The organism is Acinetobacter sp. GG2 (assembly GCF_000292385.1).
GTDB classification, from domain to species: domain Bacteria; phylum Pseudomonadota; class Gammaproteobacteria; order Pseudomonadales; family Moraxellaceae; genus Acinetobacter; species Acinetobacter seifertii.
In genome coordinates, this window is record NZ_ALOW01000032.1 from 111,512 (window position 1) to 133,813 (window position 22,302).

The window sequence follows — 22,302 nt, forward strand, 5'->3', positions numbered from 1 at the left end:
AAATGATTCGCGTATTACTCTGGCGCAGGATCCGCATATATAAAACCTCCATCATGTAAAACGCGTGGAGGTGGATTAAGGCTAGCATTTCTATAGATGCTCATGATGTGTCCAGCTAGCAGCGCCTCCAGTTTTTGAACGATTTTCGGATCTTCTAATTTTTCTTGGGAAGCTTAAAAACTTCAAAGAAGCTGTCAACTTTACGAATATGCTCTGTACTGGTGTCCTATAAAACAGGGCTCTTTATGAGCCCTGTTTTTAGTTTTTAGCAAATACTCTTGTTGCTCTACTAAGTAGTCCTAAGATGAATTTTGAAAATTTGCTTGAGAAGTTTATAGCGAAATCATCTACATACTTGCTGTAATAATTAGAGAAAAATAGAATTGCAATAAATGTTATTAAGCTGGATAGCAGTGAGGAAAATACAAATGAAAAACCATTATTCATTAATAGATTAAATATAGGTACACATATAATATAAATAATTGAAATATGTATTAGGTAAATTGCAAAAGAAACTTTACCAAGCCATATTAATGGTTTTTTATCCAGAATCTTGTCGATAATTTTTGATTTTAATACAGCTAAGACAATAAGAATTCCCCCTAAAAAGTTAAGGTATTCATATGTTTTTTCACCTAATATTTTGCTAAAAAGAGTATAGCTAGTACTAGTATTATGTGCTCCACAGAAATATAGGCCAAGTACAAATATTCCAATACTTATAATTTCAGGGACTTTATTGCGAAAGAAATAAAAATAATGACCAATAATAAAGCTATAGAAACCTAGTTGTATTTGTTCAGGTATTTTAGTAGAAACTACTGCAATAATTAATAAAAACAGATGTCTTAGTGCAGGTTTATATTGCAACAAGCAAGCAATGTAGATGATAAATGAACCGATAAGCTCTATTCGCATAGTCCACAATGCTCGATTATAACGTTGATCTCCTGTGGCAAATGCACCAATGGTGCCATTGTAAACCGCGTCAAAAAAGTTAGGTTGTATTTTCATCTTTTGCATTGCTTCAGCTATATTTGAAACGTCTACATTGACCTGTAGTACTAAATACATTAACAAACAAGAGAATAGGGCAGGTATAGCTAAGCGCGGATATCTTTTTGTGATAGAAACTGAGAAACGCTTTTTGTAATCTGTAGTTTTCAATGATGAAAGGGTTAAGACATAACCACTTAATACAAAGAAAACAAAAACAGCACCAGTGCCTGAGTATAAAAAAGTAAAAGGTGAGTTATAAATTGTCTCTGCTAACTGAAATTTTGGTAAAGCTGATTCATAAAAATTATGTAATTGTGGATAGAAAGTTCCGAATAGATGTGAGAAAACAACTGCTATACAAGCTAGACCGCGTATACTTTCGGCTGAATGTAATTTATCCATTGCTCTTTTGGTTAAAGTTAAAATTTCGTTAAAGCTAACAGATTAGTGATTTAAATTCTATTGCTTTGATATTACTTTCAATTATTGTTTTTTTTGTTGGGGGTGGCGAATTTTTTATTATTATCTCAATACTTTTGTTTGTAGTGGATATATTGATATATAAATATTTGATGTAAATTTCCATTAAATAGAGATGATTTTATTATTTAAGTTAACAATATTGACACCAAGCTTGCATTCGCAGGCTTTTTTATTGCTTAAATTTTGGAGAAATTGGTCATGATAGATAATCAGCAATTTATTGATAAGTCGACAGCATTGGCGACGAATAAAGCTGCAACATATGGAGGAAATATGGTAGGAGCTGCTTCAGGTCGGATTGGTTCAATCGACCTCACTTTCTAGGTCAGTATCATCATTGGTATCGGCGGTTTTCTAATGGACTGGTATCACGCTAAACAGAAGCATAAGCGTAATGAAATTGAGCATGAAGCTTATTTAAAAAGTTTGGAGTCTAAATGTGTTTATAGTCCCCCTTATTATAGGAAGTAATATCTTATTGATTATTAATGCTCTTGATTTTTATATTTTGATCAATGATAGTGGGCTATAGGTGTTAGTACTTTTTAAATAAGAATAATAATTTCATATCAAGGAGATATGGATGAGTTCACATGAGATTGGACGTCAAAAAATGTCAGCAATGACATTGGGTGCTTTAGGGGTGGTTTTTGGGGATATTGGTACTAGTCCACTGTATGCTTTTACCCAATGTTTTCATACATCACATAATGTTCCTATAAATGAAGCGAATGTTCTAGGCATTTTATCATTGATTTTTTGGGCACTGATGATCGTGGTTTCCTTGAAATTTAGTATGTTAATTATGCGTGCTGATAATCATGGTGAGGGTGGCATTTTAGCTTTATTAGCTCTTAACATGCACAATAAGAAAATTGGACCTAAAGTGCGCTTTGGGTTAATTACAATTGGTTTATTTGGTGCTTCATTATTTTTTGGTGATGGCATTATTACCCCCGCTATTTCAGTATTGTCAGCAGTAGAGGGATTGTCGGTAGCAACCCCTATTTTTACACCGTATGTGATACCAATTACGATCGTGATTCTAATTGGATTATTTATGATCCAGAAGAAGGGAACTGGATCCGTAGGCCGTTTTTTTGGACCTATCATGCTACTCTGGTTTTTCTCAATAGGTTTTATTGGCCTATCTCACATTATCAAGAACCCTTTTATCTTGAATATGCTTAATCCGTATTGGGCTTTTCCTTTCATTGAAAATAACCCCGTGACTGCATTTGTAGTTATGGGAGCAGTTGTATTGACGATTACAGGTGGAGAGGCGCTATATGCGGATATGGGCCATTTTGGTCGTAAACCAATTCAATTAGCTTGGTTTTTGGTTGCGCTACCATGCTTGGTATTAAACTATGCAGGACAAGGTGCATTGATTCTGCAAAACCCGCAGGCCATTGAGAATACTTTTTTCATGATGGTACCAAAAATAGCATTATATCCTATGATTGCTTTAGCAACGGCTGCGACAGTAATTGCCTCTCAGGCAGTTATTTCAGGTGTGTTTTCTATGGCACGTCAAGCTATGCAATTAGGTTATTTACCACGTTTTGCGATTGACCATACCTCTGAATCTGAAATTGGTCAGATTTATATACCAGCATTGAACTGGATGTTGCTTGGCATGATTATTAGTTTAGTGCTTATGTTTCAATCTAGCGCTAATCTAGCTTCAGCTTATGGTATTGCAGTAACTTTGACTATGTTTTGCGATACGATTTTAGTTGCTTTCATCATGTATCACTTATGGAAATGGCCTTCGTGGGTTATGTTGTTAATTGCGATACCTTTGCTAATTCCAGATCTCCTCTTTATTGCTTCAACTTCACTAAAAATTGTAGATGGCGGCTGGTTCCCATTAATGATGGGGGCAATCACTTTTATAATTATGACAACATGGCGCCGTGGACGTGAATTACTACTGAGCAAGTTGCAAAATGACACTATGCCATTAGATTTATTTATTAAGAGCTTGGAGTCTAGTGCTTATATGGTGAGTGGAACGGCTGTATTTATGACAAGTAGTCCAAAAGTTGTTCCTCATGCTTTACTACATAATTTAAAACATAACAAAATACTTCATGAACGTAATATTTTGATCACTATAAATACTCGTGACATTCCATATGTAGATGAATCAGAACGCATTGATGTTGAAGTGTTAGATAAGCACTTTTTACGAGTCACTGCTTATTATGGATTTAAAGAGCAGCCAAATGTACCTCAAGCATTAGAACAAGCTTTAACTAAGTTGAATCAACCGTATAACATTATGGACACAAGCTTTTTTGTATCACGTGAACGTGTAATTCATAACGTAGGTGACGGTATTGTTTCATGGCGTGAAAAACTGTTCATTTCTATGCAACTTAATACGAGTCCTGCTAGTGATTTCTTCCAGATACCAGCTAACCGAGTGGTAGAAATGGGGAGCCAAGTAGAGATTTAGGGATGTCTTGATTGATTTTATATGCGCGGAAATAAGAGGCTTTTTTAAGGCTTAAATTTAGAAGATTTAAGCTTTTTATTTTCATGAATTGGGTAAATAAAAATATATAGATCTGCCTATTTTTATATAAGCTCAAATAGTTTTACATGACTTAAAAAGCCCTAAACTATAATGGTTTAGGGTTTTTTTATTGACGTTATAAAGTCTTTGCTAAAGCAAAATAAAGAGGTGTATTTCTGATTCTTATAATTTGCTATACAGCCAATTTTTAGAAAATAGATTTTAGAGCAAATAATGTAATGAGTGAGGTATTTTGAAGGTCTTTCTTTAATACCGAACGCGTCTTAGATGGCGATAAGTTCTTTATTAATGTGGATTAATAATTAAAATTAGCGAAGTACCTCTTATTTGAGGTACTTCTAGGAACTATATTTATGCAAAAAAAACTTCCAATACCAGATAACTTACCAAATCATTTAACGGACATTTTTTACCACATCAATATAAATTTGCCTAAAGGTGATTTAAAAGAAACTGTAGAGCTTGATGAAGCATTAAATCAAGTTAACGCAAGTGATGTATATGCTTTACAGGATTATCCTCTACATAATTTATCAGCCTATTCAGGATGGGCTATTAACTCAGAAATAACTCAATCTGCAAGTAAAGAAAGCCCTTTATTAATTACTCATTGGTACTATTGGGGGCAACAACTTTATAGATCTATTAATCCATATAAATTAGACCTAAAAGCTCCGAGCTTGTTAGAAATTCCTGCCTATACAAAATTGCCAGACTCTTTAGATTCAGTCGTTGACGAACAAGATGAAAGATTAGATCTTTCTGATACCGAGGCTAAAAAAATTACTGGCTCCATTCCAGCCATGCATGGTGTCATTTCTAAAGGCAGTATATTTAAACAAGGCGATGTGATTCTAAAAAAAGATGAGAAACTGACTCCTGAAAAATTAATTGTTTTAAGACGAGCGGGAATCAAAGAATTATCTATATATACAAATCCCAGAATTCTCGTTGTAAGTATGCATTCCTTCGATAAAAATGAAATGAGTGAGGAAAGTCTATATGTTAAAGATCTCTTGAAAACATGGGGCTATGAACAGGTAGAAATCAAATCACTTAAACCTGAACGTTATGATGCTGCATTTAATAATCTTAAAAAAGATAATGACCCAGCTTTAGATGACTCATTAACGACGAGCAGGGACGATTATATAAACTTCTTTGAAGAACAAACCTCAAACTTTGATGTCATTCTTTGCTGCACATATCAAAATAATCGTTCTTCTTTATTCCAGCTTGAAAAACTTCCAATCTTTGATCAAAGCAGCATGTCATCGGCTTTGAATACACGTTGTATACCAGCCCATGAAATTAAAATTCTTAAAGGTAAAGATAGGACTCCACCTAGTCGTGAGACAGTGCAAATTTATGATGAAAGCGGTAATCATAAAGGTATGAGAGTAGTCGTTACAGAAGACAAAGCGACTATTATTAACTTACCGGGTGATATCCAAGATATTGCGATTCTGATGCATGCTTTCGTGAAATATATTTTGAATAAGCATATCTCAGACTTTTTTGATCATGCTTACTTTAAGGGTAAAGTTGATATAGAGATTGTTCCTGATATGACAAACAGAAAGTTGTTATGGGGGCATTATAAGGCTCAAGAAAATGGGGAATATATATTAGAAATTATCGACCAACAGCAGCCATATCAGATAGAGCCATTTGTTAAAGCGAATTGTATTGTGATGGTTCCTTTTCAAGAACAAACAATTGCAAAAGGCACTGATTTATATTTTATGAAAATAGATGAAGTCTAATTTCTATCTATAACTTAATTGGGTGTGTAACCTTCTCACCTTTAAGAAAGGTTACACCCTCAAAAGCTTACTCTTTTAAAGTTTAATTCCTTAAAAACCCCCCTTTATAAACCCCACTTAAACAATCACTTATTCATTATTTATTCTTACTTTTTAATGATCTAATTTAAAACAAATGTCATTTTGTGTGCTTGACTGCAACAGGGTTGGGCACTATTCTTTGCCTGCTGGCCACATTGCCAGCCGGCTTTGACAGGCTGAATATTATCTCCCGCATCAGAGCTTTTCCTTCTGAGGAATAGTTTTGTGTGTGGTGTGCCACTCGTCTCTTTCCCGTAGCGGTAGGACGGGAGAGGGACACCTTCGGGTGTGCTAGTTTGAGATAATACTAGTCTGTCAACCTTCTTCCGTTCTGCCACCATAATTCTATAAATGTCTGGCAGAACTCCCAATAAAAAGGAGTTGGCTTTGCACATCCATTATTTCTTGGCAGCCGTTGCCAAAAGCTATAACGACACCACTTAAAAATTTAAAGCAGCTTGATGACCTATAGGGTTTTCGGGCTTTCAGTCATTACGGCTCAAAAAACTTGCATTCACTATAAAACTTGAGATGTGCCAAGCACAGTCTTTATGGTTTTGCTATGCCTTTTTTCAGCTTTAAAAAAGTGAAAGGCTTTTATATCTCATTTATATACAACAAAAATTTAATTTATAACGGTAAAACTATGCCAAATTTAACTCTCCCAGCACGTGCTGTAAAAGTTATAAATAACGGGATTCAGGTATTTCATCATGGTGGCTTTCACACAGTCGGTGTCGACAAAATCGTGAGAGAAACTGAAATAACGAGAATGACGTTTTATAACTACTTTCACTCTAAAGAGCGGTTTATTGACATTTGTCTAGTTGTGCAAAAAGAACGCCTCCAAGACCAAGTCATTGAAATGGTCGAATATGACCATGCCACAAGCGCGTTAGATAAACTTAAGAAACTATATTATCTACATAGTGATATAGAAGGGCCGTATTACCTATTATTTAAGGCCATTTTTGAAACTAAAAATAGCTACCCAAACGCGTACCTAACAGCCGTGAGGTACAGAACATGGCTCACCAATGAAATTTATAGCCAGCTTCGATTAGTTAAAACCGATGTTTCATTTACCGATGCCAAACTCTTTTTATATATGATTGAAGGCGGAATTATTCAACTTTTAGGTTCGGATGGAGCAGACGACAAAGAGCAGATGCTTGAATATTTTCTGCGGACTCTAACTTATAACAAATAAACTTGATAGCTTTGTATGACTGAAAAGCCCTAAATTAAAGTAATTTAAGGCTTTTTAGAGCAGAGATAAATAGAGTTTTTGAGAAATGTAGATAAAGGAAAAGAGTAATTTAGCGGCTAAAGTTTTATTAACTTAATGATAATTTGAAAAATGCTGCTTTAAAGAATTTAAAAAAAGTTCTACCTTCTTTGGAACTCTCGATCCATAAGGTGTGGTTGCATAAAAATAAAGATCCGAGTTTAAAAGGGTTTTTGAATAATTAATAATAATTCCCTCATCTTCATATTTTTTTGCTAAAAAGTCAGGTGCAAATAAAATACCCTGATTTCTCTTACAAAGTTCTAAAAGAATTTCTATATTATTACATGTTAATTTTGGTATTGAGTTAATAATATTATTTTTTAAGTCATCTTTAGAATATAGTAAAATGCTATGCTCTCTAAGCTCTTCTATATTTTTCGGTTTTCCATATTTATTTAAATATGCATCTGTTGCATAAAAGCTTCTTTTATACGTGTTTAAAATAAAAGTATTTTGCTCTTCAATATTTTCTTCAACTTTTAAAATCACATCAAACTTATGCTGATTGATATGAGTGGAGTGGTCTGAAAACATAAGATCAATTTCAATATGAGGATATTTGATTAGAAAATTAGAAATAACATCTGAAAAGCACGTTTGGATAAAGGCATGTGGAGCACTAATTTTGAGTAAGCCTTCAGGGTACTTCTGGTCGTATACAAAGTCATGAGCTGCTAAATCTAACTCTTTTACAATCACTTTGCATCGCTCATAGAACTTTTCTCCAGAGCGAGTCAGGTCCATCTTTCGGGTGTTGCGTATAAATAATGATGTATTAAATAGACTTTCTAAATAAAAAATTCTTTTTGAAACTTGATCTCTCGTAATGCCTAGATTTCTAGAAGCATGACTAAAATTTCCATTCTCAACCACACTTATAAAAGTATTAATACAGTCTATTTTATCCATCAAATTTTAAAGGCTAAATGATCTTGCCGCTAAATTATATGAGGAATATCTGTATATCAATCATTGTATCTTTTTAGAATACAGTTTGTATTTAAATAAATATCTAGTAGTTTACACGGATTTTTGATTTTATATATCGTAAGTTATTTGGTTTTTTAAAGGTTAATAAGATATTTAAAATTATTTAAATTGTCTTATTTATATAAAGATAATTTTATAAATTAGATCATGAATATTGCATATTTTATAAACTTTTATTAATGCATGAAACTTATATTTTTTAAATATTAAAACTATGAGATTTCAAAAAGGTAAATAGATGAGTGACTTGATTAATAATAACCCAGTATGGGTAAAAAAGATCTTATCAATTCATGGATTGCTTCCGCTACTTCGACTTGCACTTGTTTCAGCCTATTTAGTCGGGGGAATTAATAAATTCATCGGATTTCATGCGGCTATTGAAGAGCAGGCGAGTTTTGGTTTACAGCCTGCTTGGCTCTGGGCAGCTACAGCGATTTTTATTGAAATTGTTGGTTCGCTCTTAGTTATTTTTAATCGTTTTGTCTGGTTAGGAGCAGGGGCTTTAGGTTGTCTAACTGGAGTTGCGATGCTCGTTGCAAACGACTTTTGGAATCATACAGGCCCAGCATTTTTTAGTACATTTAATAGTTTCTTCGAACATCTTGGGCTCATCGCTGCGTTGGTGATGGTCACCATTCTTTCTAATCAATCTTCAAAATCACAATAAGTTTAAGCATCTCATTTAAACAGGAGCATTTTATGCGTAAATCATTATCAGCATTGCTTTTAAGCACCATGCTAGTGGGCACAAATGTTGCCCTAGTTCCTCAAGTTTTTGCCAAAACAACAACAATTATAAAAAGTGAGGCGCCTGGTGTAGCCGCCCAATACGATACAACGCATGTTTATGTAAACCCTGAAGACTTTGACAAATTTACCGATAGCTTGGTCGCAACATTCGGTGGTACCAAGTCGAAACAAGGTGTTTTCCAAGTCACACCAACCCCGAGCCAGACGATGTCTCAGCTTGTATTGACCCCAGTAGGCACATTGTCTGTATTTGGTTTTAAAACCCCAATTCCATATCCGTTTGGTTTGGAAAGAACAGGCTATTTAGTCAAAGACATGGATGCAGCAGTGCAGGCTGCCAAAGCAAATGGGGCAGATGTCATTGTAGATGCTTTCCCAGACCCAATTGGGCGTGATGCGATTGTCCAATGGCCGGGTGGCGTAAATATGCAACTCTATTGGCACACGACTAAGCCTAACTATAACCAGTTAGAGACTGTTCCAGAAAATCGTATTTATGTTTCAAAACAAAGTGCCGACTCGTTTGTTAAGAAGTTCGTGAGTTTCTCGCACGGTAAAGTCGTTTCCGATAATCCTAAAGCTGCAGGTATAGAAATTGGTCGCCCAAACGAAACCTATAGACGTATTCGCGTTGAGTCTGACTTCGGCAAAATGACAGTGTTCGTGACCAATGGTCATCTTCCTTATCCGTATGGGCGTGATATGACGGGTTATGAAGTTAAAAACTTATCTGAAACTTTAGATAAAGCCACAAAAGCAGGTGCATCTGTTTTGGTGAATGCTTATAAGTCGGATGGTCGTGAGTCAGCAATGGTACAGTTCCCGGGCGGTTATATCGCTGAAATTCATGCGTCTATCAAATAATTTATAGCCTAAATGATGGATTGAAATTTGCACTTATGTTGCCTAAGAGCAGTATGAGTGCAAAAAACCAAGTCTCTGCAACGACCTATTTATTACCATGGATAACACTTGATGGCCTCGCATGTTTTTAAAGATAGAACATATCGAACTAAGCACTCAGAGACTTACCTGAAAATAATAAAAATGAGTCTGTTATTAACCAGCAGTTTATTTTTCTACGAATCTGCTTATGCAGAAAATGAAGCCTCAAATACAAATGCATGTCCAACTCGTCCAAAAATCTCAACGAATCGTTGGCAAGAAAATTGGGATGTTTTAAAAAATCCGTGTGTGCCAAAGAAAATAGGGGACGACTTCAAATATATACCTTTTGGTGATAATAATTATTTATCACTGGGGGCAAATATTCGTGAACGTTTTGAAGTCAATAATAATGCCAAGTTTGGTACTGGAAATAATCAGGCCGATAGTTATTTAATTCAAAGATTACAAGCGCATGCAGATGTACGAATAGGTGATCATTTACAATTATTTACTCAGCTAAGTGATGCCCGCGCGTTTGATAAAAAAAATATTTCCAGTACCGACCAAAATAGAATCGATATAGAGCAAGCCTTTATTGCATGGGTGAGTCCTTTAAACAATGGAACTTTTAAATTTAGAGTAGGCCGTCAAGAAATGGCTTTTGACTTACAGCGCTTTATTTCAAATAGAGAAGGCCCAAACGTTCGGCAAGCCTTTGATGGCGTATGGTCAGGTTATGAATATGGCGACTGGAGAATTTTAGGTTATCTCACCAGACCTGTTCAGATAGAAAAAGATTCAACGTTTAATGACCACTCAAAAAGCAATTTAAGTTTTAGCGGCTTTCGTGTAGATAAACAAAATGTAGGGGATGGTGAGTTATCAGGTTATTACTCGCGTTATGAACGAGATAATGCGTCTTTTCCAAGTGTTAAAGGGAATGAGGTTCGAGACTTATATGACCTTCGTCATATGGGTAAAAAGAATAATGTCGATTGGGATGTTGAAGGCATGCTTCAGCATGGAAAAATTGGTGGACAAACAATTCAGGCTTGGGCGCTCAGTAGTATTACGGGATACACTTTTGCTGATCAACCGTGGTCACCTCGTTTAGGGGTGCAGTTTGATATTGCCACAGGCGACAAAAGTACCAACGATAATCAACTTAATACCTTTAACCAGCTTTTTGCAAATGGCTCATATTTTACTTTGGCGGGTTATAGTGGTTATAGCAATATTATTCACCTAAAACCTTCTTTGACGCTCAAGCCTTCCGAGAAGCTTACTCTGTTAAGTGCCTTAGGTTTTCAGTGGCGTGAAACCACCCAAGATGCGATTTATTTCCAAGGCAATAACAGCATGGCAAATACTGCGGGGCAAGGTTCAAGTTGGACTGGGGCATATCTTCAACTCAGAGCAGATCGAAAAATTAATTCCAATCTGTCTGTGGCGGCCGAAGGCGTGCACTTTGAGGTTGGAGATACCATTAAGAAAGCGGGTGGTAAAGACGCAAACTATTTAGGCCTTGAGCTGAAATATGGTTGGTAAAACGAGAAGAGTAAAAATATGAGCACAGATATAAAGCAAACTAAAATTGGGCGTTACCAAAATTTAAACATTGAACTCGTGACTTGGGACTGCGCCACGGCTGTGGTTGAGCTTTCCTGTGCTTGTATTTTTGAACATGAAATGAATAACCGTTCTTTTTCGGGTGGTTTGGCACATTTAGATGAAGCTCTAAACGGCAAACTATATGAAATACGGAAAAATAACTGGTTTAGTGCGAAACTCAATGACTCTCTTTTAATAAATCAAACTCCCTCAACCATACAAGCTTCTAAAGTTTTGCTTATAGGCATGGGAGCGCCAGAAGATTTCACGTTAGAGCGAATCGAGACTGCGATAAAAAGTGTTGTAAGAACAGCGCATCAATTGGAACTCAAAAGTGTGGCATTTGCGCCGAGTCTTTTAGATACAGGTCTCAATCCTCCCACTGGTTTAAATGAACTCATGCTAAGAAGTTTAAAAGAAGAATTAGACCGACATCATCAGCTTTATTTGCAAAATTTAGTCAAAAAATCTGAAATTGAAAGATGGGTTTTTGATTCGGGTTTTCAAAATTATGAGGTCAAGGCCGAGCAATATATAGCGTCTTTTGCCAAAGTTTTTATTTAAGATTCATTCTGATTTTAAAAACAAAATTCAGTAAAGCATTATAAAAAGGAACATGATTTTAATTTAACTGCATCAGCCTGAACGATGCAGTTAAATGATCAATATTAAGAAATTTCTAAAATTTTCTGAGCGATATATAAATCTTGTATAGATAAGCCTGAACTATCATAAATTGTGATTTGTTCCTGAGACTGTCTACCTTGAGCGTTTGCTAAAAGCACATCACCTATATTGATTAAGGTTGCAGTCTCAGACGCATGTTGAAATTCACCAATGACTTTAGACTGAACATTAAGGTCGCAAAATAAATCACTATGTGAAAATAGTTCTGGCGGAAGCTCTTGTTTGCCTTGTTTATCTGAACCCATAGATGAAATATGTGTGCCAGCTTTAACCCATTCAGCTTTAAAAAGGGGAGTCTTTGAAGAAGTCGCGGTCACAATAATATCGGCTTGTTCACAGGCTTCTTTTGCACTCGTAATGTGAAGCTGAATACCTAATGGTTTTAAGTCTTCTGCCATTTTTTCAGCTTTCGTTGTGTCACGTCCAACTATCAAAATCTGCTCGAAATTTCTAATTCTCGCTAAAGCCTCACATTCATATTTGGCCTGATTTCCTGTACCAAATATCGCCAAGACTTTTGAATCTTTTCTTGCAAGTACGTGGGTTGCAACAGCATTAGATGCCGCTGTACGAAACGCGTTGACTTTGCCTGCTTCGATGGCCGCTGCCATTTTTCCATTGGCTTGATTAAATAATAAAATGAGCGCGTTATGACGAGGCAAACCATTTTTAGGGTTATCTTCCCAAAAAGAACCAACTTTAAGGCCAGCCAAATGCTCGGTCGCCGATGACTTAACGCTAAAGGTATTTTTACTATCGGAACCTTGACCGTGAACCACAGGAAAACTTTTAGTGTCGGGTTGAGTTGCAGCAATTAAAGCTTGGTAAATGGCGCCATAAGCCAGTTCATGATTGATGAGAGCAGCAGATTCAGACTCAGAAATAAATCTCATCATATCTCCAAAAGTTTATTTAAATTAAGACACGAACATGTTGAGAGGCGAGTAGCATGTAATGCCTATCTATGATGTATTAACTGAACTCATAGATAGGCACTAACTTTTATTAAGCAGATAAAAACTCTACATATTTAGAAATATCGACATTGCCACCACTAATAATGATGCCTATACGTTTGCCTTTTAACTCATGCTTTAAATTACGTGCAGCAGCAAATCCGAGGCATCCTGTCGGTTCAACCACCATTTTCATTCTTTCAGCAAAGAACTTCATACAGCTAATGAGGTCTTCATCTTCTACTGTCAAAATGTCATCAACATTCTTTTGAATAATAGGGAATGTTAATTTACCTAAATATTGAGTTTGAGCGCCATCGGCAATGGTTTGTGGCGTATCAATATGGACAATTTCTCCTTTTCTAAAAGACATTTGTCCATCATTTCCTAGAGCAGGTTCAACACCATATATTTTACAGTTTGGAGAGAGATGGTGAGCAGACAGGGCAGAACCTGCCAATAAACCACCGCCCCCTAAACATACAAACAGGTAATCTAATTCGCCGACTTCTTCAAATAACTCTTTTGCAGCCGTTCCTTGACCTGCAATTACATGAGGATGGTCATAAGATGGAATGAGTGTCAGGCCATTTTTTTCAGCTATTTCTTTTCCAATTTTTTCTCGATCTTCTCTATAGCGGTCAAATTCAACAATATCGGCGCCGTATTCTCGCGTTGCTGCCATTTTTGCGGCAGGTGCATCTTGTGGCATAACGATTATGGCTGGAATACCAAGAGTTTTTGCTGAAAGTGCAATTGCTTGCGCGTGGTTTCCTGAAGAGAAAGCAACCACACCCGCTTTTTTTTGAGCTTCACTAAATTGCAAAAGCGCATTCATTGCACCACGAAATTTGAAAGCGCCAACACGCTGAAAATTTTCACATTTAAAAAATACTTCTGCTTCAAACTCATTGTTCACAGTACGTGAAGTTAAAACAGGAGTCTTATTTGCAAAACCTTTTATACGTTCAGCAGCGGCTGCCACATCGTCATAAGTGGGAAGGGTTAAATTTTTCATAATTAAACCTAATTCTATTCAATGTTTTCGGATGCAAGATTTACTATTGCTCAAGCAACGCACAATATACTGACCTTGTTTAGATAAAATATATATTTTTAGATAAAATGTCTAATTTTATTTTCTAATGTGATAACAATGAGATATAAGATTTTGATTTACATTAAGTTTAAAATTAGATAAAAAGTCTAAATTACTATTGCATGCTTTACGTTAGGGTTTGAAATAGTAACTAAGTCATTAGGAGGAAATACATTGGGCAATCGTGATAAACATTTACTCACTCAACTAGATACTATCGCGAAGGGGCTAAGTGAAACGCTATTTCCTTTTTGCGAAGTTGTTGTCCATGACTTAACAAATCCTGAGCATGCCATACTCTCTATACATAACAATTTATCTGGTCGAAAAATTGGTGATCCAGCAACCGAGTTAGGGCTGGCTAGAATCATGTCTCCAGAATTTCCAAACCTCATTTCAAACTACGCAAACCAGTTTGCAGATGGTCGTCCTGCCAAAAGTACGTCTATAGGAATTAAAGATGAAGAAGGGCAATATGTGGCCGCTTTATGTATGAATATAGATTTAACCCTATTTAGGGGAATGCAAAGTGCTTTAGACCAGTTCACTAAAATTGAAACTGACAACATTATTGAAAATCTGGAACCGAATGGTACAGAAGCAATTCGAAGATATATCGATCAATTTGCCTCAAAACATGCTACGACACCGCGTATGCTAAAACTCAATGAGCGAAAACAGTTAATACATGAACTCAAGAATAATGGCTTATTAGACATTAAAAAGGCTGTCGAGACGGTTGCTCAGCATTTAGGTATATCTAGAGCAAGTGCTTATTTATATGTAAAGGAAACTTAAAAGCTTTTTCATCATTTATAAGATTAGACATAGTGTGTGTTGAACTAGGTACTGCGTAACCTTCGTGCTTTTTGAAAGGTTACTCATCCAGTTTTTTGCTTTAAAAGTTTTATGGTATTTATCAAAAAATAACTTGTTTAATCAGCATGGCTCATTTAAATAAAGAAGTAGGTGATACAGCAATCATCTATATAGATTTATTTAGGAGGTCGTTATTTGAAGGTATTTTTTATTGTATTTATTACCATTTTTTCCAGTGTGGGATTATTTCTGTTAATTGCAGCTCTTCGCTATCGAAAGAATTATTCATCATCGAGTGAGCATGATTATTCATCGTCAGCAAACCATCATGTTTATGACAATAGCCATCATCATAGCTCAAGCTATTCAAATGATTGTTCGTCATCTTCGGACTCAAGCAGCTGCGATAGTGGTGGTGGTAGTGACTAAAAAGCCCTTTTATATAAAAGGGCTTTTAGCTGTTTAAGGTAAATCAAACCAAATAAATTGACTGTCTTCAAGTGCATGAATCACGGCATTATCTTCAAACACTAAAGCATCACCAGCTTTAACTTCTTGATCACCAATACGAATTACACCTGAAATCACATGAACGTAATTTACCCGTTTTGATGTTTCAACAGGAAGTTCATTTCCTTTTTCCAATACAGCAGATTTTACTTCTGCATTTTGGCGAATATGCATCGGTGCATTTGCATCTGGGCCTGCAATTAAATGCCATTTATTTGGATCTTTACGTGGGTCCAAATTAATTTGTTGGTAATTTGGCTCGGCTTCTTTTACATCTGGAATAATCCAGATTTGTAATAGATGTACGGGGGTATCAGTGTTGTTGATTTCACTGTGCGCCACGCCTGTACCAGCACTCATGAGTTGCCATTCACCAGCCTTAATTTGGCCTTCATTTCCCATGGTATCACGGTGTGAAATTGCACCATCCAGCACACAGGTTAAAATTTCCATGTTGTCATGAGAGTGCGTGCCGAAACCATTATGGGCATCAATTCGGTCATCATTAATAACGCGTAATGCACTGACACCCATATATTTAGGGTTATACCAGTTACCAAATGAAAAGCTATGATAAGACTCTAACCAACCCGCTTTAACATGACCACGATCTTCACTACGATGCAAAAAAGCATTCATGATTTGATCTCCTCAAATTATTATTGATCTCTTGAGGACTATGTTAAACCTGTAGAATCAAGCTAAAAATAGAGTAGATGCAACATATTGTTGCGTTTTTAATATGATGAAATGTCTATAAATATTCGTTTTAAATTTAAGATATAAAAAAAGCCTGCATAAAGCAGGCTTTCTTTTTTTTAAAGATTATTCTAAGAATTTAACAGTAACACCAGAACGTACTTTATTACCTAAATCGTTAGCATCCCAGTTGGTTAAACGGATACAACCGTGTGATGCAGTTTTAGAAATTAAAGACGGGTTTGGCGTACCGTGAATACCGAATGATTTTTTACTTAAACCAATCCAGATATTACCTACAGGAGCGTTAGGACCTGGTGGTAAAGAAAGTGGTTTTAAGTTTTTACCTTGTACGAAGTTCGAAGGTGAGTAGCTATACCAAGGGTTACGCGCAACACCAACTACCTTATAAGTACCGGTCGGAGATGGCGTATCAGTACTGCCAATTGTTGCAGGAAATGAGGCAATCATTTGATTGCGGCTATTAAACAGATACAACTGTTTAGCACCTTTATGCGCAATAATTAAATGAATGTCTTCTGGTAAGTCATTGCGTACGTTTGGAACAATAACTTTCTCACCAACTTTTTTGAAGGTTGCTTTCGGGTTTAATTTCTTTAAGAAACCTTCATCAATATGGAACTTTTCGCCCAACATTTCAGTCACACGTGTGTAGTACAAACCTTTCATTTTGGCTTGTAATGCGTAGTCAGAAGGAATTGACTCGGCATATGGACCTTTTAGGTCTGCATCAGTAATCGTGTATTCAATAAATGCTGGTTTTGTTTGTTTTGCAACAAGTGCATCCCAAGTTTCTTTAGTTAACTCGCCAGTAGGAGATAAACCATTCATTTGCTGGAAAGATGCAATTGCTTTTAGGGTATTTTTACCGCTCATGCCATCAATCGCACCCGGCGAAGCATGTGCATTGTTCAACATAACGTGAGCACGTGCATAAACTGGAAGTTGGCCTTTGCCAATGTTTTCGTACCAGTCAGCATTGTTTAAGCTATCTAATGTCCATGAAACAGCTGGAGCAGGAGCAGAAGTCTTAGTAGCTGTCGCTGTTTTAGCTGGTGCAGTTGGTTCTGAAGCAGCAATGCCTGAATCAGCATTTGGATCTTCAGCTTTTTGCAAATTTTGTAATGTTGTAGACGCTCGATTTAAATCATTTTGTTCTTGAGCAGTAATCTGTGTCTGCGCTTGGGCTTTTGCAGTTGAAGCAGCATCTACAGCAAGCGGATCAATTGGATCTTCTACAGGAGCAGATACTTTTTTAGGGTTCAGTGGTTGCTCAGTTGTTGACGCAGCCAAAGCAACATTAGCAATAATACAACTTAAACTCATAGCGAGTAATGAGCGAACAAACATGTAATTCAACCTTAAGAATTTTCATATAAGCAATAGGGCAAGGAGACTGATCCTAACGTTTATAAAATCACCAACAACGCAATTTTTGCGCATTCAATATTGGTGAATTTAATCATTAAAGGAATATCAATAAACCCGATGTAACATGTTGCAAGTATTGCAGAAAACCGAGCTTCTTGCAGTAGACTTTTGTGTAAATATGCATTTTTTAGTGGATTGACAAGTTTTTTGTATGAAATTGAAATTATAAAAACATCTACGTTTTGATATGATGCTGCCACATGAAAAAGATAGAGATCGGCAATGACGACACTTAAAAATGATCGTTTCTTACGTGCTTTATTACGTGAGCCTGTAGACACCACACCGATATGGATGATGCGCCAAGCAGGACGTTATTTGCCTGAATATCGCGAAACACGCTCAAAAGCGGGTGACTTTCTATCTTTATGCAAAAATACAGAGTTTGCTTGTGAAGTAACTTTACAGCCTTTACGTCGTTATGATTTAGACGCAGCAATTTTATTTTCAGATATTTTAACTATTCCAGATGCACTCGGTTTAGGTCTTTACTTTGAAACAGGCGAAGGCCCTAAGTTTCATAAAACGGTTCGTACTGAACAAGATGTAGCAAATTTACCAAAGTTAAATGCTAAATCTGATCTTGATTATGTCATGAACGCAGTAAGTACAATTCGTTCTGCTTTGGGTGGTCAGGTTCCACTCATTGGTTTTTCGGGTAGTCCTTGGACGCTAGCAACTTACATGGTTGAAGGTGGTTCAAGTAAGGAGTTCCGTTTTACCAAGCAAATGATGTATGCACAGCCGGAAGTTTTGCATGCGCTACTCGACCATTTAGCAGATTCAGTGATTGACTATCTAAATGCTCAGATTGATGCGGGCGCTCAAGCAATTCAAATCTTTGACAGTTGGGGCGGTGCTTTAGCACACCGTGAATATGTAGAGTTCTCTTTGAACTATATGAAAAAGATTATTGCGGGTCTGCAACGTGAAAAAGATGGGCGCCGTATTCCTGTCATTGTATTCACCAAAGGTGGCGGTCAGTGGTTAGAACCAATGATCACAACAGGTGCAGATGCATTAGGTTTAGACTGGACTACACCATTAAATACAGCCCGTACAACTGTAGCAGGTCGTGTTGCTCTACAAGGGAACCTTGATCCGGCTGTTTTATATGGTTCAGCAGCTACGATTGAAAAAGCCGTAAAAGCGATGTTAGATGACGCTTACGCAAATGGTGAGAAGACTGGTTATGTTGCAAACTTGGGTCATGGCATTACCCAGTGGGTAGATCCTGCGCAACCAAAAATCTTTGTAGATACAGTGCATGAGTATAGTGCTAAATATCTAGGATAGTTCTTTGTGCGCCACCTAACTTTACCAATTCATTTTATCGGCAAGGCTGTTTCGGCAGCCTTGTTTGGTATTTTGCTTTTAATAGCTTTTGCCCTGACAGCACCGATGGGTAGCCATGAATATATGGGTTTTTATCGTTATGATTATTTACTCATCTATGCACTCATTATTCAAATTTGCTTGTTATATCTAAAGCTGGAGTCATGGCAAGAAGCCAAAGTCATTGCTTTATTTCATATCATGGCAATGGTCATGGAAATCTTTTTGACACATCCCGGCATTGCTTCATGGCAATATCCGCAGCCTGCGGTATTTAAAATTATTACTGTGCCTTTATTTGCAGGCTTTATGTACTCTGCTGTAGGTAGTTTCTTTGCTCGCTCAATACGACTGTTTCAAGTTTCCTTTGAGAAACTGCCAAGCTTTAGAAGCATGCTTTTTCTCGCATTTTTCTCATATATTAACTTTATGAGTAAATTCTTTATTCCTGATATTCGCTATATTTTATTTGCATTTAGTGTTTATATTTTCTGGAAAACTACACTTTATTTTCAAATAAATGAACGTAAGTTTAAAACGCCAATGCTCCCTGTGTTGGTGACACTCGCATTTGTTATCTGGGTTGCTGAAAATATTAGTACATTTTATAAAATTTGGGTTTACCCAAGTCAGATTAATGCTTGGCATATGGTGGGATGGGGTAAACTGGGTTCGTGGTATTTATTATTACTGCTAAGTTTAGTATTAGTTCTTAAAATATTAGGTCATCGAGATAATCAAGGTAATTGGAATTTAAAGTAAAAATTTCATTTTCACTTTTTATCATATTATTTAATTTTTAATTGCTAAATGACTGGCTTATCGCTATCTTTAAAGGGTGTAATAATAGTTACACATAACAATACATAAGAAACAAATCAATAATGATTTTTGGAGATATACATCTATGTTAAAAAAATTAGCTTTAGCTGCTTTGTTAGCAGCTGGTTCAAGTGTTGCTATGGCTGATAACGATGTAGGTTGTGGTGTGGGTACGCAAGTATGGGCTGGCCAAAAAGGAGTGGTGCCTAAAATTCTTGCTGCAACAACAAACGGTATTTTTACTAACCAATTATTAGGTATTACTTTTGGTACTTTAGGCTGCCGTCAAGGCGGAACAGTAACAGCTCAAGTTGTTACTTTCACAAATGAAAATGCAGAAACTTTAGCGCGTGATATGGCTGTAGGCCAAGGTGAAAGCCTGAATGTACTTGCTGAGTTAATGCAAATTAAACCACAAGACAAAGATCGTTTCTTCAAAGTTTCAAAAGCAAACTTTGGTGAAATCTATTCAGCAGACAACCAAAACACACTTCAAGTATTAGCATCATTACAAAACGTAATGGCTAAAGACGACGTTTTAAAAGCTTACGTATAAGTTTGAAATTGAAAACCCTGTCATTTGGCAGGGTTTTTCTTATATTTAATGATAAAAATTGATGAGCTTAATGAAATCGGTTGTTTTAATTTTTGCCTCATTGGCAGTTAATATTGCGTATTCAGCAGAAATAAATCCATCTATTCAAAACTACTGGTCTATTGCAGAACAAAAAAAGTTAGATCAAGACATCACATGGCAACGTCTGATGTATGCCAATAAAAACCAGAAGAGTGAAGTAAGTTACTCTGGTTACTTTATGGCGCCAAATGGGAAAAATAATTTAAAAGAAGAACAGAAAGCAGATATCACAGCATTATTTGCACCAGCTCCAGACAATCAATCAATTCGTTGTAAGTTTCCTGCACGAAGTCAATGGCTTATAAAGCAATTAGGCATTCAAGAAAATGAATTACCGCAAGTAAAATGTTCAGAGTTTGAAAACTGGATTGGCCAGATTAAACCTTATAAAGCGACGCTAATTTACGCTACAGACTTTATGGGAAATCCAAGCTCAATGTTTGGACATACCTTATTACGCTTAGACCCTAAAGATCAAAAACAGTTAAACCTCGTTTCTTACGCTGTAAATTATGCAGCCACTGTCGCAGGCAATGACAACTGGTCATATGCTTGGAAAGGCTTAACAGGGCAGTATCCGGGTGAATATTCACTAATGCCTTATTATCGTAAGGTAAAAGAGTATGGTGATTTTGAAAGCCGTGATTTATGGGAATATGAGTTAAATCTATCTCCTGAGGAAACACGCTTTTTAGTGTCTCATATTTGGGAAATGCAACATGTGAGCTTCCCTTATTACTTTGTGAGTGACAACTGCGCCTATCGTTTATTGGGATTGGTTGATTTGGTTAAACCTGAGTCTAACTTACAAGAAAAGTTTAATTACGCTTCTATTCCAATGGAAACGATTAAAGCGATGCAGCAGCAAGGGCTTACGAATCCTCCTGTGTATCGACCAGCTTTAGAGACTCAATTATTAGCTCAAGCTCATCAGCATGGCGCGTCTTTGGCAAAAGTTGCTCATCAGGTAGCCATGATGCCAACTAAAGAGTCCTCCGAAATACTTAAGTCGTATAGTCAGCCAGATCAGGCCAAAATTCTTGAGATGGCTTACGATGATTTATATCTACAATTCATTAGTCGAAAAGTTGAAGAAAGTTTTGCTCAACCACAGCTAAGGCAGCTTTTGGCTTTAAGAAGTCAGATTGATTTAGATAAACAACGTCAAGAACCTAAACGACCTTCTACCGAGCCAACACAAGGCCATAATGCACGTAATGTTTCGCTAAAATTGGGCGAAGTACAAGGTGATAAGTTTATTGAGATTGGGCATAGACAGGCTTACCATGACTTGATTGACCCTCAAGGAGGGTATCGTGCTGGTACTCAATTGCTTTTTTTAAATGGTAATGCCCAGTGGAGAGATGATCATTTAAAGCTAGAACGTCTTGATCTACTAGAAGTGAACTCCTACAACCCAATCCAACCATTCAAAACACCTCTCACTTGGGGATTTAACTTAGGCTGGCGTCAAGAAGCAGTTCATGATGGCGTTTATAGTGATGAAAAACAGCATGGCGTAGCGAGTTTTAATACCCAAGTTGGCTATAGTGTTGCGGACTATGAGCGTAAACATGTGTGCTATGGACAAGTCCAAGCTTATGTTCAAGCAGGTTCAAATTTAGATAAAGGTTGGCGTGTAGGAATGGGGCCAACTATAGGCTGTATGAATCAGTGGTTTGAAAAGTTTAACTCATTAATACAAGTTGAACTACCCTATTGGGAAGACCAAAACCAATGGAACTTACGCTTAAATACCCAGTGGCAATATGCCATTAATAGCAATAATGCTATTCGCCTGAATTGGGATTATGAAAAACAAAATCATCTGGACTGGATGAAATCAAGCTTAGGATATGTCTGGTTCTTTTAAATC

General features: G+C 36.5%; 20 protein-coding genes. 14 read left to right on the forward strand and 6 right to left on the reverse strand.

Going from position 1 to position 22,302, the window contains the following annotated elements:
• Positions 1-258: 258 nt before the first annotated feature.
• The gene (locus B554_RS0108570; RefSeq protein WP_019457736.1) at positions 259-1,404 is read right to left on the reverse strand and encodes an acyltransferase family protein; all 1,146 of its coding nucleotides are present in this window, start codon (positions 1,402-1,404) and stop codon (positions 259-261) included.
• Between the two features lie 279 nt (positions 1,405-1,683).
• Between B554_RS0108570 and B554_RS19230 the strand changes: the two genes are divergently transcribed.
• The 4 genes from B554_RS19230 (at position 1,684) to B554_RS0108595 (ending at position 7,087) form a co-directional block, all read left to right on the forward strand.
• On the forward strand, positions 1,684-1,809 hold the full coding sequence (locus tag B554_RS19230) for a hypothetical protein (RefSeq protein ID WP_019457737.1): 126 nt from the start codon (positions 1,684-1,686) through the stop codon (positions 1,807-1,809).
• A 259-nt stretch (positions 1,810-2,068) separates the two neighbouring features.
• A complete protein-coding gene (locus B554_RS0108580; RefSeq protein WP_019457738.1) occupies positions 2,069-3,949 on the forward strand; it encodes a potassium transporter Kup in 1,881 nt (626 codons plus the stop codon).
• A 434-nt stretch (positions 3,950-4,383) separates the two neighbouring features.
• Entirely contained in the window at positions 4,384-5,796 is a 1,413-nt protein-coding gene (locus B554_RS0108585) for a MoeA protein (RefSeq protein ID WP_019457739.1), read from the forward strand.
• A gap of 727 nt (positions 5,797-6,523) precedes the next feature.
• Positions 6,524-7,087 carry a TetR/AcrR family transcriptional regulator gene (locus tag B554_RS0108595; RefSeq protein WP_025465160.1) on the forward strand — a complete coding sequence of 188 codons (564 nt, stop codon included), beginning with the start codon at positions 6,524-6,526 and terminating at the stop codon, positions 7,085-7,087.
• Between the two features lie 132 nt (positions 7,088-7,219).
• Here B554_RS0108595 and B554_RS0108600 read toward each other — a convergent pair whose 3' ends face one another.
• Positions 7,220-8,077, reverse strand: a complete 858-nt coding sequence (locus tag B554_RS0108600; RefSeq protein WP_019457742.1) for a LysR family transcriptional regulator — start codon at positions 8,075-8,077, stop codon at positions 7,220-7,222.
• A gap of 319 nt (positions 8,078-8,396) precedes the next feature.
• On the opposite strand from B554_RS0108600, the gene B554_RS0108605 reads away from it, so the two are divergent.
• The 4 genes from B554_RS0108605 (at position 8,397) to B554_RS0108620 (ending at position 11,974) form a co-directional block, all read left to right on the forward strand.
• Positions 8,397-8,828 carry a DoxX family protein gene (locus B554_RS0108605; RefSeq protein ID WP_019457743.1) on the forward strand — a complete coding sequence of 144 codons (432 nt, stop codon included), beginning with the start codon at positions 8,397-8,399 and terminating at the stop codon, positions 8,826-8,828.
• A gap of 32 nt (positions 8,829-8,860) precedes the next feature.
• The gene (locus tag B554_RS0108610) at positions 8,861-9,775 is read left to right on the forward strand and encodes a hypothetical protein (RefSeq protein WP_019457744.1); all 915 of its coding nucleotides are present in this window, start codon (positions 8,861-8,863) and stop codon (positions 9,773-9,775) included.
• Positions 9,776-9,886: 111 nt separating this feature from the next.
• Entirely contained in the window at positions 9,887-11,347 is a 1,461-nt protein-coding gene (locus tag B554_RS0108615) for an alginate export family protein (protein WP_025465161.1), read from the forward strand.
• Between the two features lie 18 nt (positions 11,348-11,365).
• A complete protein-coding gene (locus B554_RS0108620) occupies positions 11,366-11,974 on the forward strand; it encodes a M17 family peptidase N-terminal domain-containing protein (RefSeq protein WP_019457746.1) in 609 nt (202 codons plus the stop codon).
• Between the two features lie 104 nt (positions 11,975-12,078).
• Here the strand turns inward: B554_RS0108620 and B554_RS0108625 are convergent, their stop codons facing one another.
• Positions 12,079-12,990 carry an ornithine cyclodeaminase family protein gene (locus B554_RS0108625; protein WP_019457747.1) on the reverse strand — a complete coding sequence of 304 codons (912 nt, stop codon included), beginning with the start codon at positions 12,988-12,990 and terminating at the stop codon, positions 12,079-12,081.
• A 112-nt stretch (positions 12,991-13,102) separates the two neighbouring features.
• Positions 13,103-14,071, reverse strand: coding sequence for a threo-3-hydroxy-L-aspartate ammonia-lyase (locus B554_RS0108630; RefSeq protein WP_019457748.1), 969 nt, complete (start codon positions 14,069-14,071; stop codon positions 13,103-13,105).
• Between the two features lie 255 nt (positions 14,072-14,326).
• Here B554_RS0108630 and B554_RS0108635 point away from each other — a divergent pair, with 255 nt between their 5' ends.
• Both B554_RS0108635 and B554_RS18890 read left to right on the forward strand, forming a co-directional pair.
• A complete protein-coding gene (locus tag B554_RS0108635) occupies positions 14,327-14,950 on the forward strand; it encodes a transcriptional regulator (protein WP_019457749.1) in 624 nt (207 codons plus the stop codon).
• Between the two features lie 322 nt (positions 14,951-15,272).
• Complete coding sequence (locus B554_RS18890) at positions 15,273-15,437, forward strand: hypothetical protein (RefSeq protein ID WP_019457750.1); 165 nt, start codon at positions 15,273-15,275, stop codon at positions 15,435-15,437.
• Here the strand turns inward: B554_RS18890 and B554_RS0108645 are convergent.
• Both B554_RS0108645 and B554_RS0108650 read right to left on the reverse strand, forming a co-directional pair.
• On the reverse strand, positions 15,434-16,120 hold the full coding sequence (locus B554_RS0108645) for a pirin family protein (RefSeq protein WP_019457751.1): 687 nt from the start codon (positions 16,118-16,120) through the stop codon (positions 15,434-15,436). The genes B554_RS18890 and B554_RS0108645 overlap by 4 nt on opposite strands.
• Positions 16,121-16,306: 186 nt before the next feature.
• Positions 16,307-17,551: a L,D-transpeptidase family protein gene (locus B554_RS0108650; protein WP_019457752.1), complete on the reverse strand. Its 1,245-nt coding sequence runs from the start codon at positions 17,549-17,551 to the stop codon at positions 16,307-16,309.
• A gap of 303 nt (positions 17,552-17,854) precedes the next feature.
• Between B554_RS0108650 and hemE the strand changes: the two genes are divergently transcribed.
• From hemE to B554_RS0108675, 4 genes are all read left to right on the forward strand, one after another.
• Positions 17,855-18,928, forward strand: a complete 1,074-nt coding sequence (hemE, locus tag B554_RS0108660; protein WP_004700197.1) for a uroporphyrinogen decarboxylase — start codon at positions 17,855-17,857, stop codon at positions 18,926-18,928.
• Positions 18,929-18,934: 6 nt separating this feature from the next.
• Positions 18,935-19,729: a DUF817 domain-containing protein gene (locus B554_RS0108665; RefSeq protein ID WP_019457754.1), complete on the forward strand. Its 795-nt coding sequence runs from the start codon at positions 18,935-18,937 to the stop codon at positions 19,727-19,729.
• Between the two features lie 145 nt (positions 19,730-19,874).
• On the forward strand, positions 19,875-20,345 hold the full coding sequence (locus tag B554_RS0108670; protein WP_004700201.1) for a DUF3015 family protein: 471 nt from the start codon (positions 19,875-19,877) through the stop codon (positions 20,343-20,345).
• 61 nt (positions 20,346-20,406) lie between these two features.
• Entirely contained in the window at positions 20,407-22,299 is a 1,893-nt protein-coding gene (locus B554_RS0108675; protein ID WP_019457755.1) for a DUF4105 domain-containing protein, read from the forward strand.
• Positions 22,300-22,302: the final 3 nt, after the last annotated feature.

What these genes read in the sequence shown, in the direction of transcription:
- B554_RS0108605 (WP_019457743.1), top strand. Translation starts at nt 8,397, where the DNA reads ATGAGTGACTTGATTAATAATAACCCAGTATGGGTAAAAAAGATCTTA.
- B554_RS0108670 (WP_004700201.1), top strand. Translation starts at nt 19,875, where the DNA reads ATGTTAAAAAAATTAGCTTTAGCTGCTTTGTTAGCAGCTGGTTCAAGT.
- B554_RS0108630 (WP_019457748.1), bottom strand. Translation starts at nt 14,071, where the DNA reads ATGAAAAATTTAACCCTTCCCACTTATGACGATGTGGCAGCCGCTGCT.
- B554_RS0108585 (WP_019457739.1), top strand. Translation starts at nt 4,384, where the DNA reads ATGCAAAAAAAACTTCCAATACCAGATAACTTACCAAATCATTTAACG.
- B554_RS0108580 (WP_019457738.1), top strand. Translation starts at nt 2,069, where the DNA reads ATGAGTTCACATGAGATTGGACGTCAAAAAATGTCAGCAATGACATTG.
- B554_RS0108595 (WP_025465160.1), top strand. Translation starts at nt 6,524, where the DNA reads ATGCCAAATTTAACTCTCCCAGCACGTGCTGTAAAAGTTATAAATAAC.
- B554_RS0108645 (WP_019457751.1), bottom strand. Translation starts at nt 16,120, where the DNA reads ATGAATGCTTTTTTGCATCGTAGTGAAGATCGTGGTCATGTTAAAGCG.
- B554_RS0108615 (WP_025465161.1), top strand. Translation starts at nt 9,887, where the DNA reads ATGGCCTCGCATGTTTTTAAAGATAGAACATATCGAACTAAGCACTCA.
- B554_RS0108675 (WP_019457755.1), top strand. Translation starts at nt 20,407, where the DNA reads ATGAGCTTAATGAAATCGGTTGTTTTAATTTTTGCCTCATTGGCAGTT.
- B554_RS0108625 (WP_019457747.1), bottom strand. Translation starts at nt 12,990, where the DNA reads ATGAGATTTATTTCTGAGTCTGAATCTGCTGCTCTCATCAATCATGAA.
- B554_RS0108620 (WP_019457746.1), top strand. Translation starts at nt 11,366, where the DNA reads ATGAGCACAGATATAAAGCAAACTAAAATTGGGCGTTACCAAAATTTA.
- hemE (WP_004700197.1), top strand. Translation starts at nt 17,855, where the DNA reads ATGACGACACTTAAAAATGATCGTTTCTTACGTGCTTTATTACGTGAG.
- B554_RS19230 (WP_019457737.1), top strand. Translation starts at nt 1,684, where the DNA reads ATGATAGATAATCAGCAATTTATTGATAAGTCGACAGCATTGGCGACG.
- B554_RS0108600 (WP_019457742.1), bottom strand. Translation starts at nt 8,077, where the DNA reads ATGGATAAAATAGACTGTATTAATACTTTTATAAGTGTGGTTGAGAAT.
- B554_RS0108610 (WP_019457744.1), top strand. Translation starts at nt 8,861, where the DNA reads ATGCGTAAATCATTATCAGCATTGCTTTTAAGCACCATGCTAGTGGGC.
- B554_RS0108570 (WP_019457736.1), bottom strand. Translation starts at nt 1,404, where the DNA reads ATGGATAAATTACATTCAGCCGAAAGTATACGCGGTCTAGCTTGTATA.
- B554_RS0108650 (WP_019457752.1), bottom strand. Translation starts at nt 17,551, where the DNA reads ATGTTTGTTCGCTCATTACTCGCTATGAGTTTAAGTTGTATTATTGCT.
- B554_RS18890 (WP_019457750.1), top strand. Translation starts at nt 15,273, where the DNA reads ATGATTATTCATCGTCAGCAAACCATCATGTTTATGACAATAGCCATC.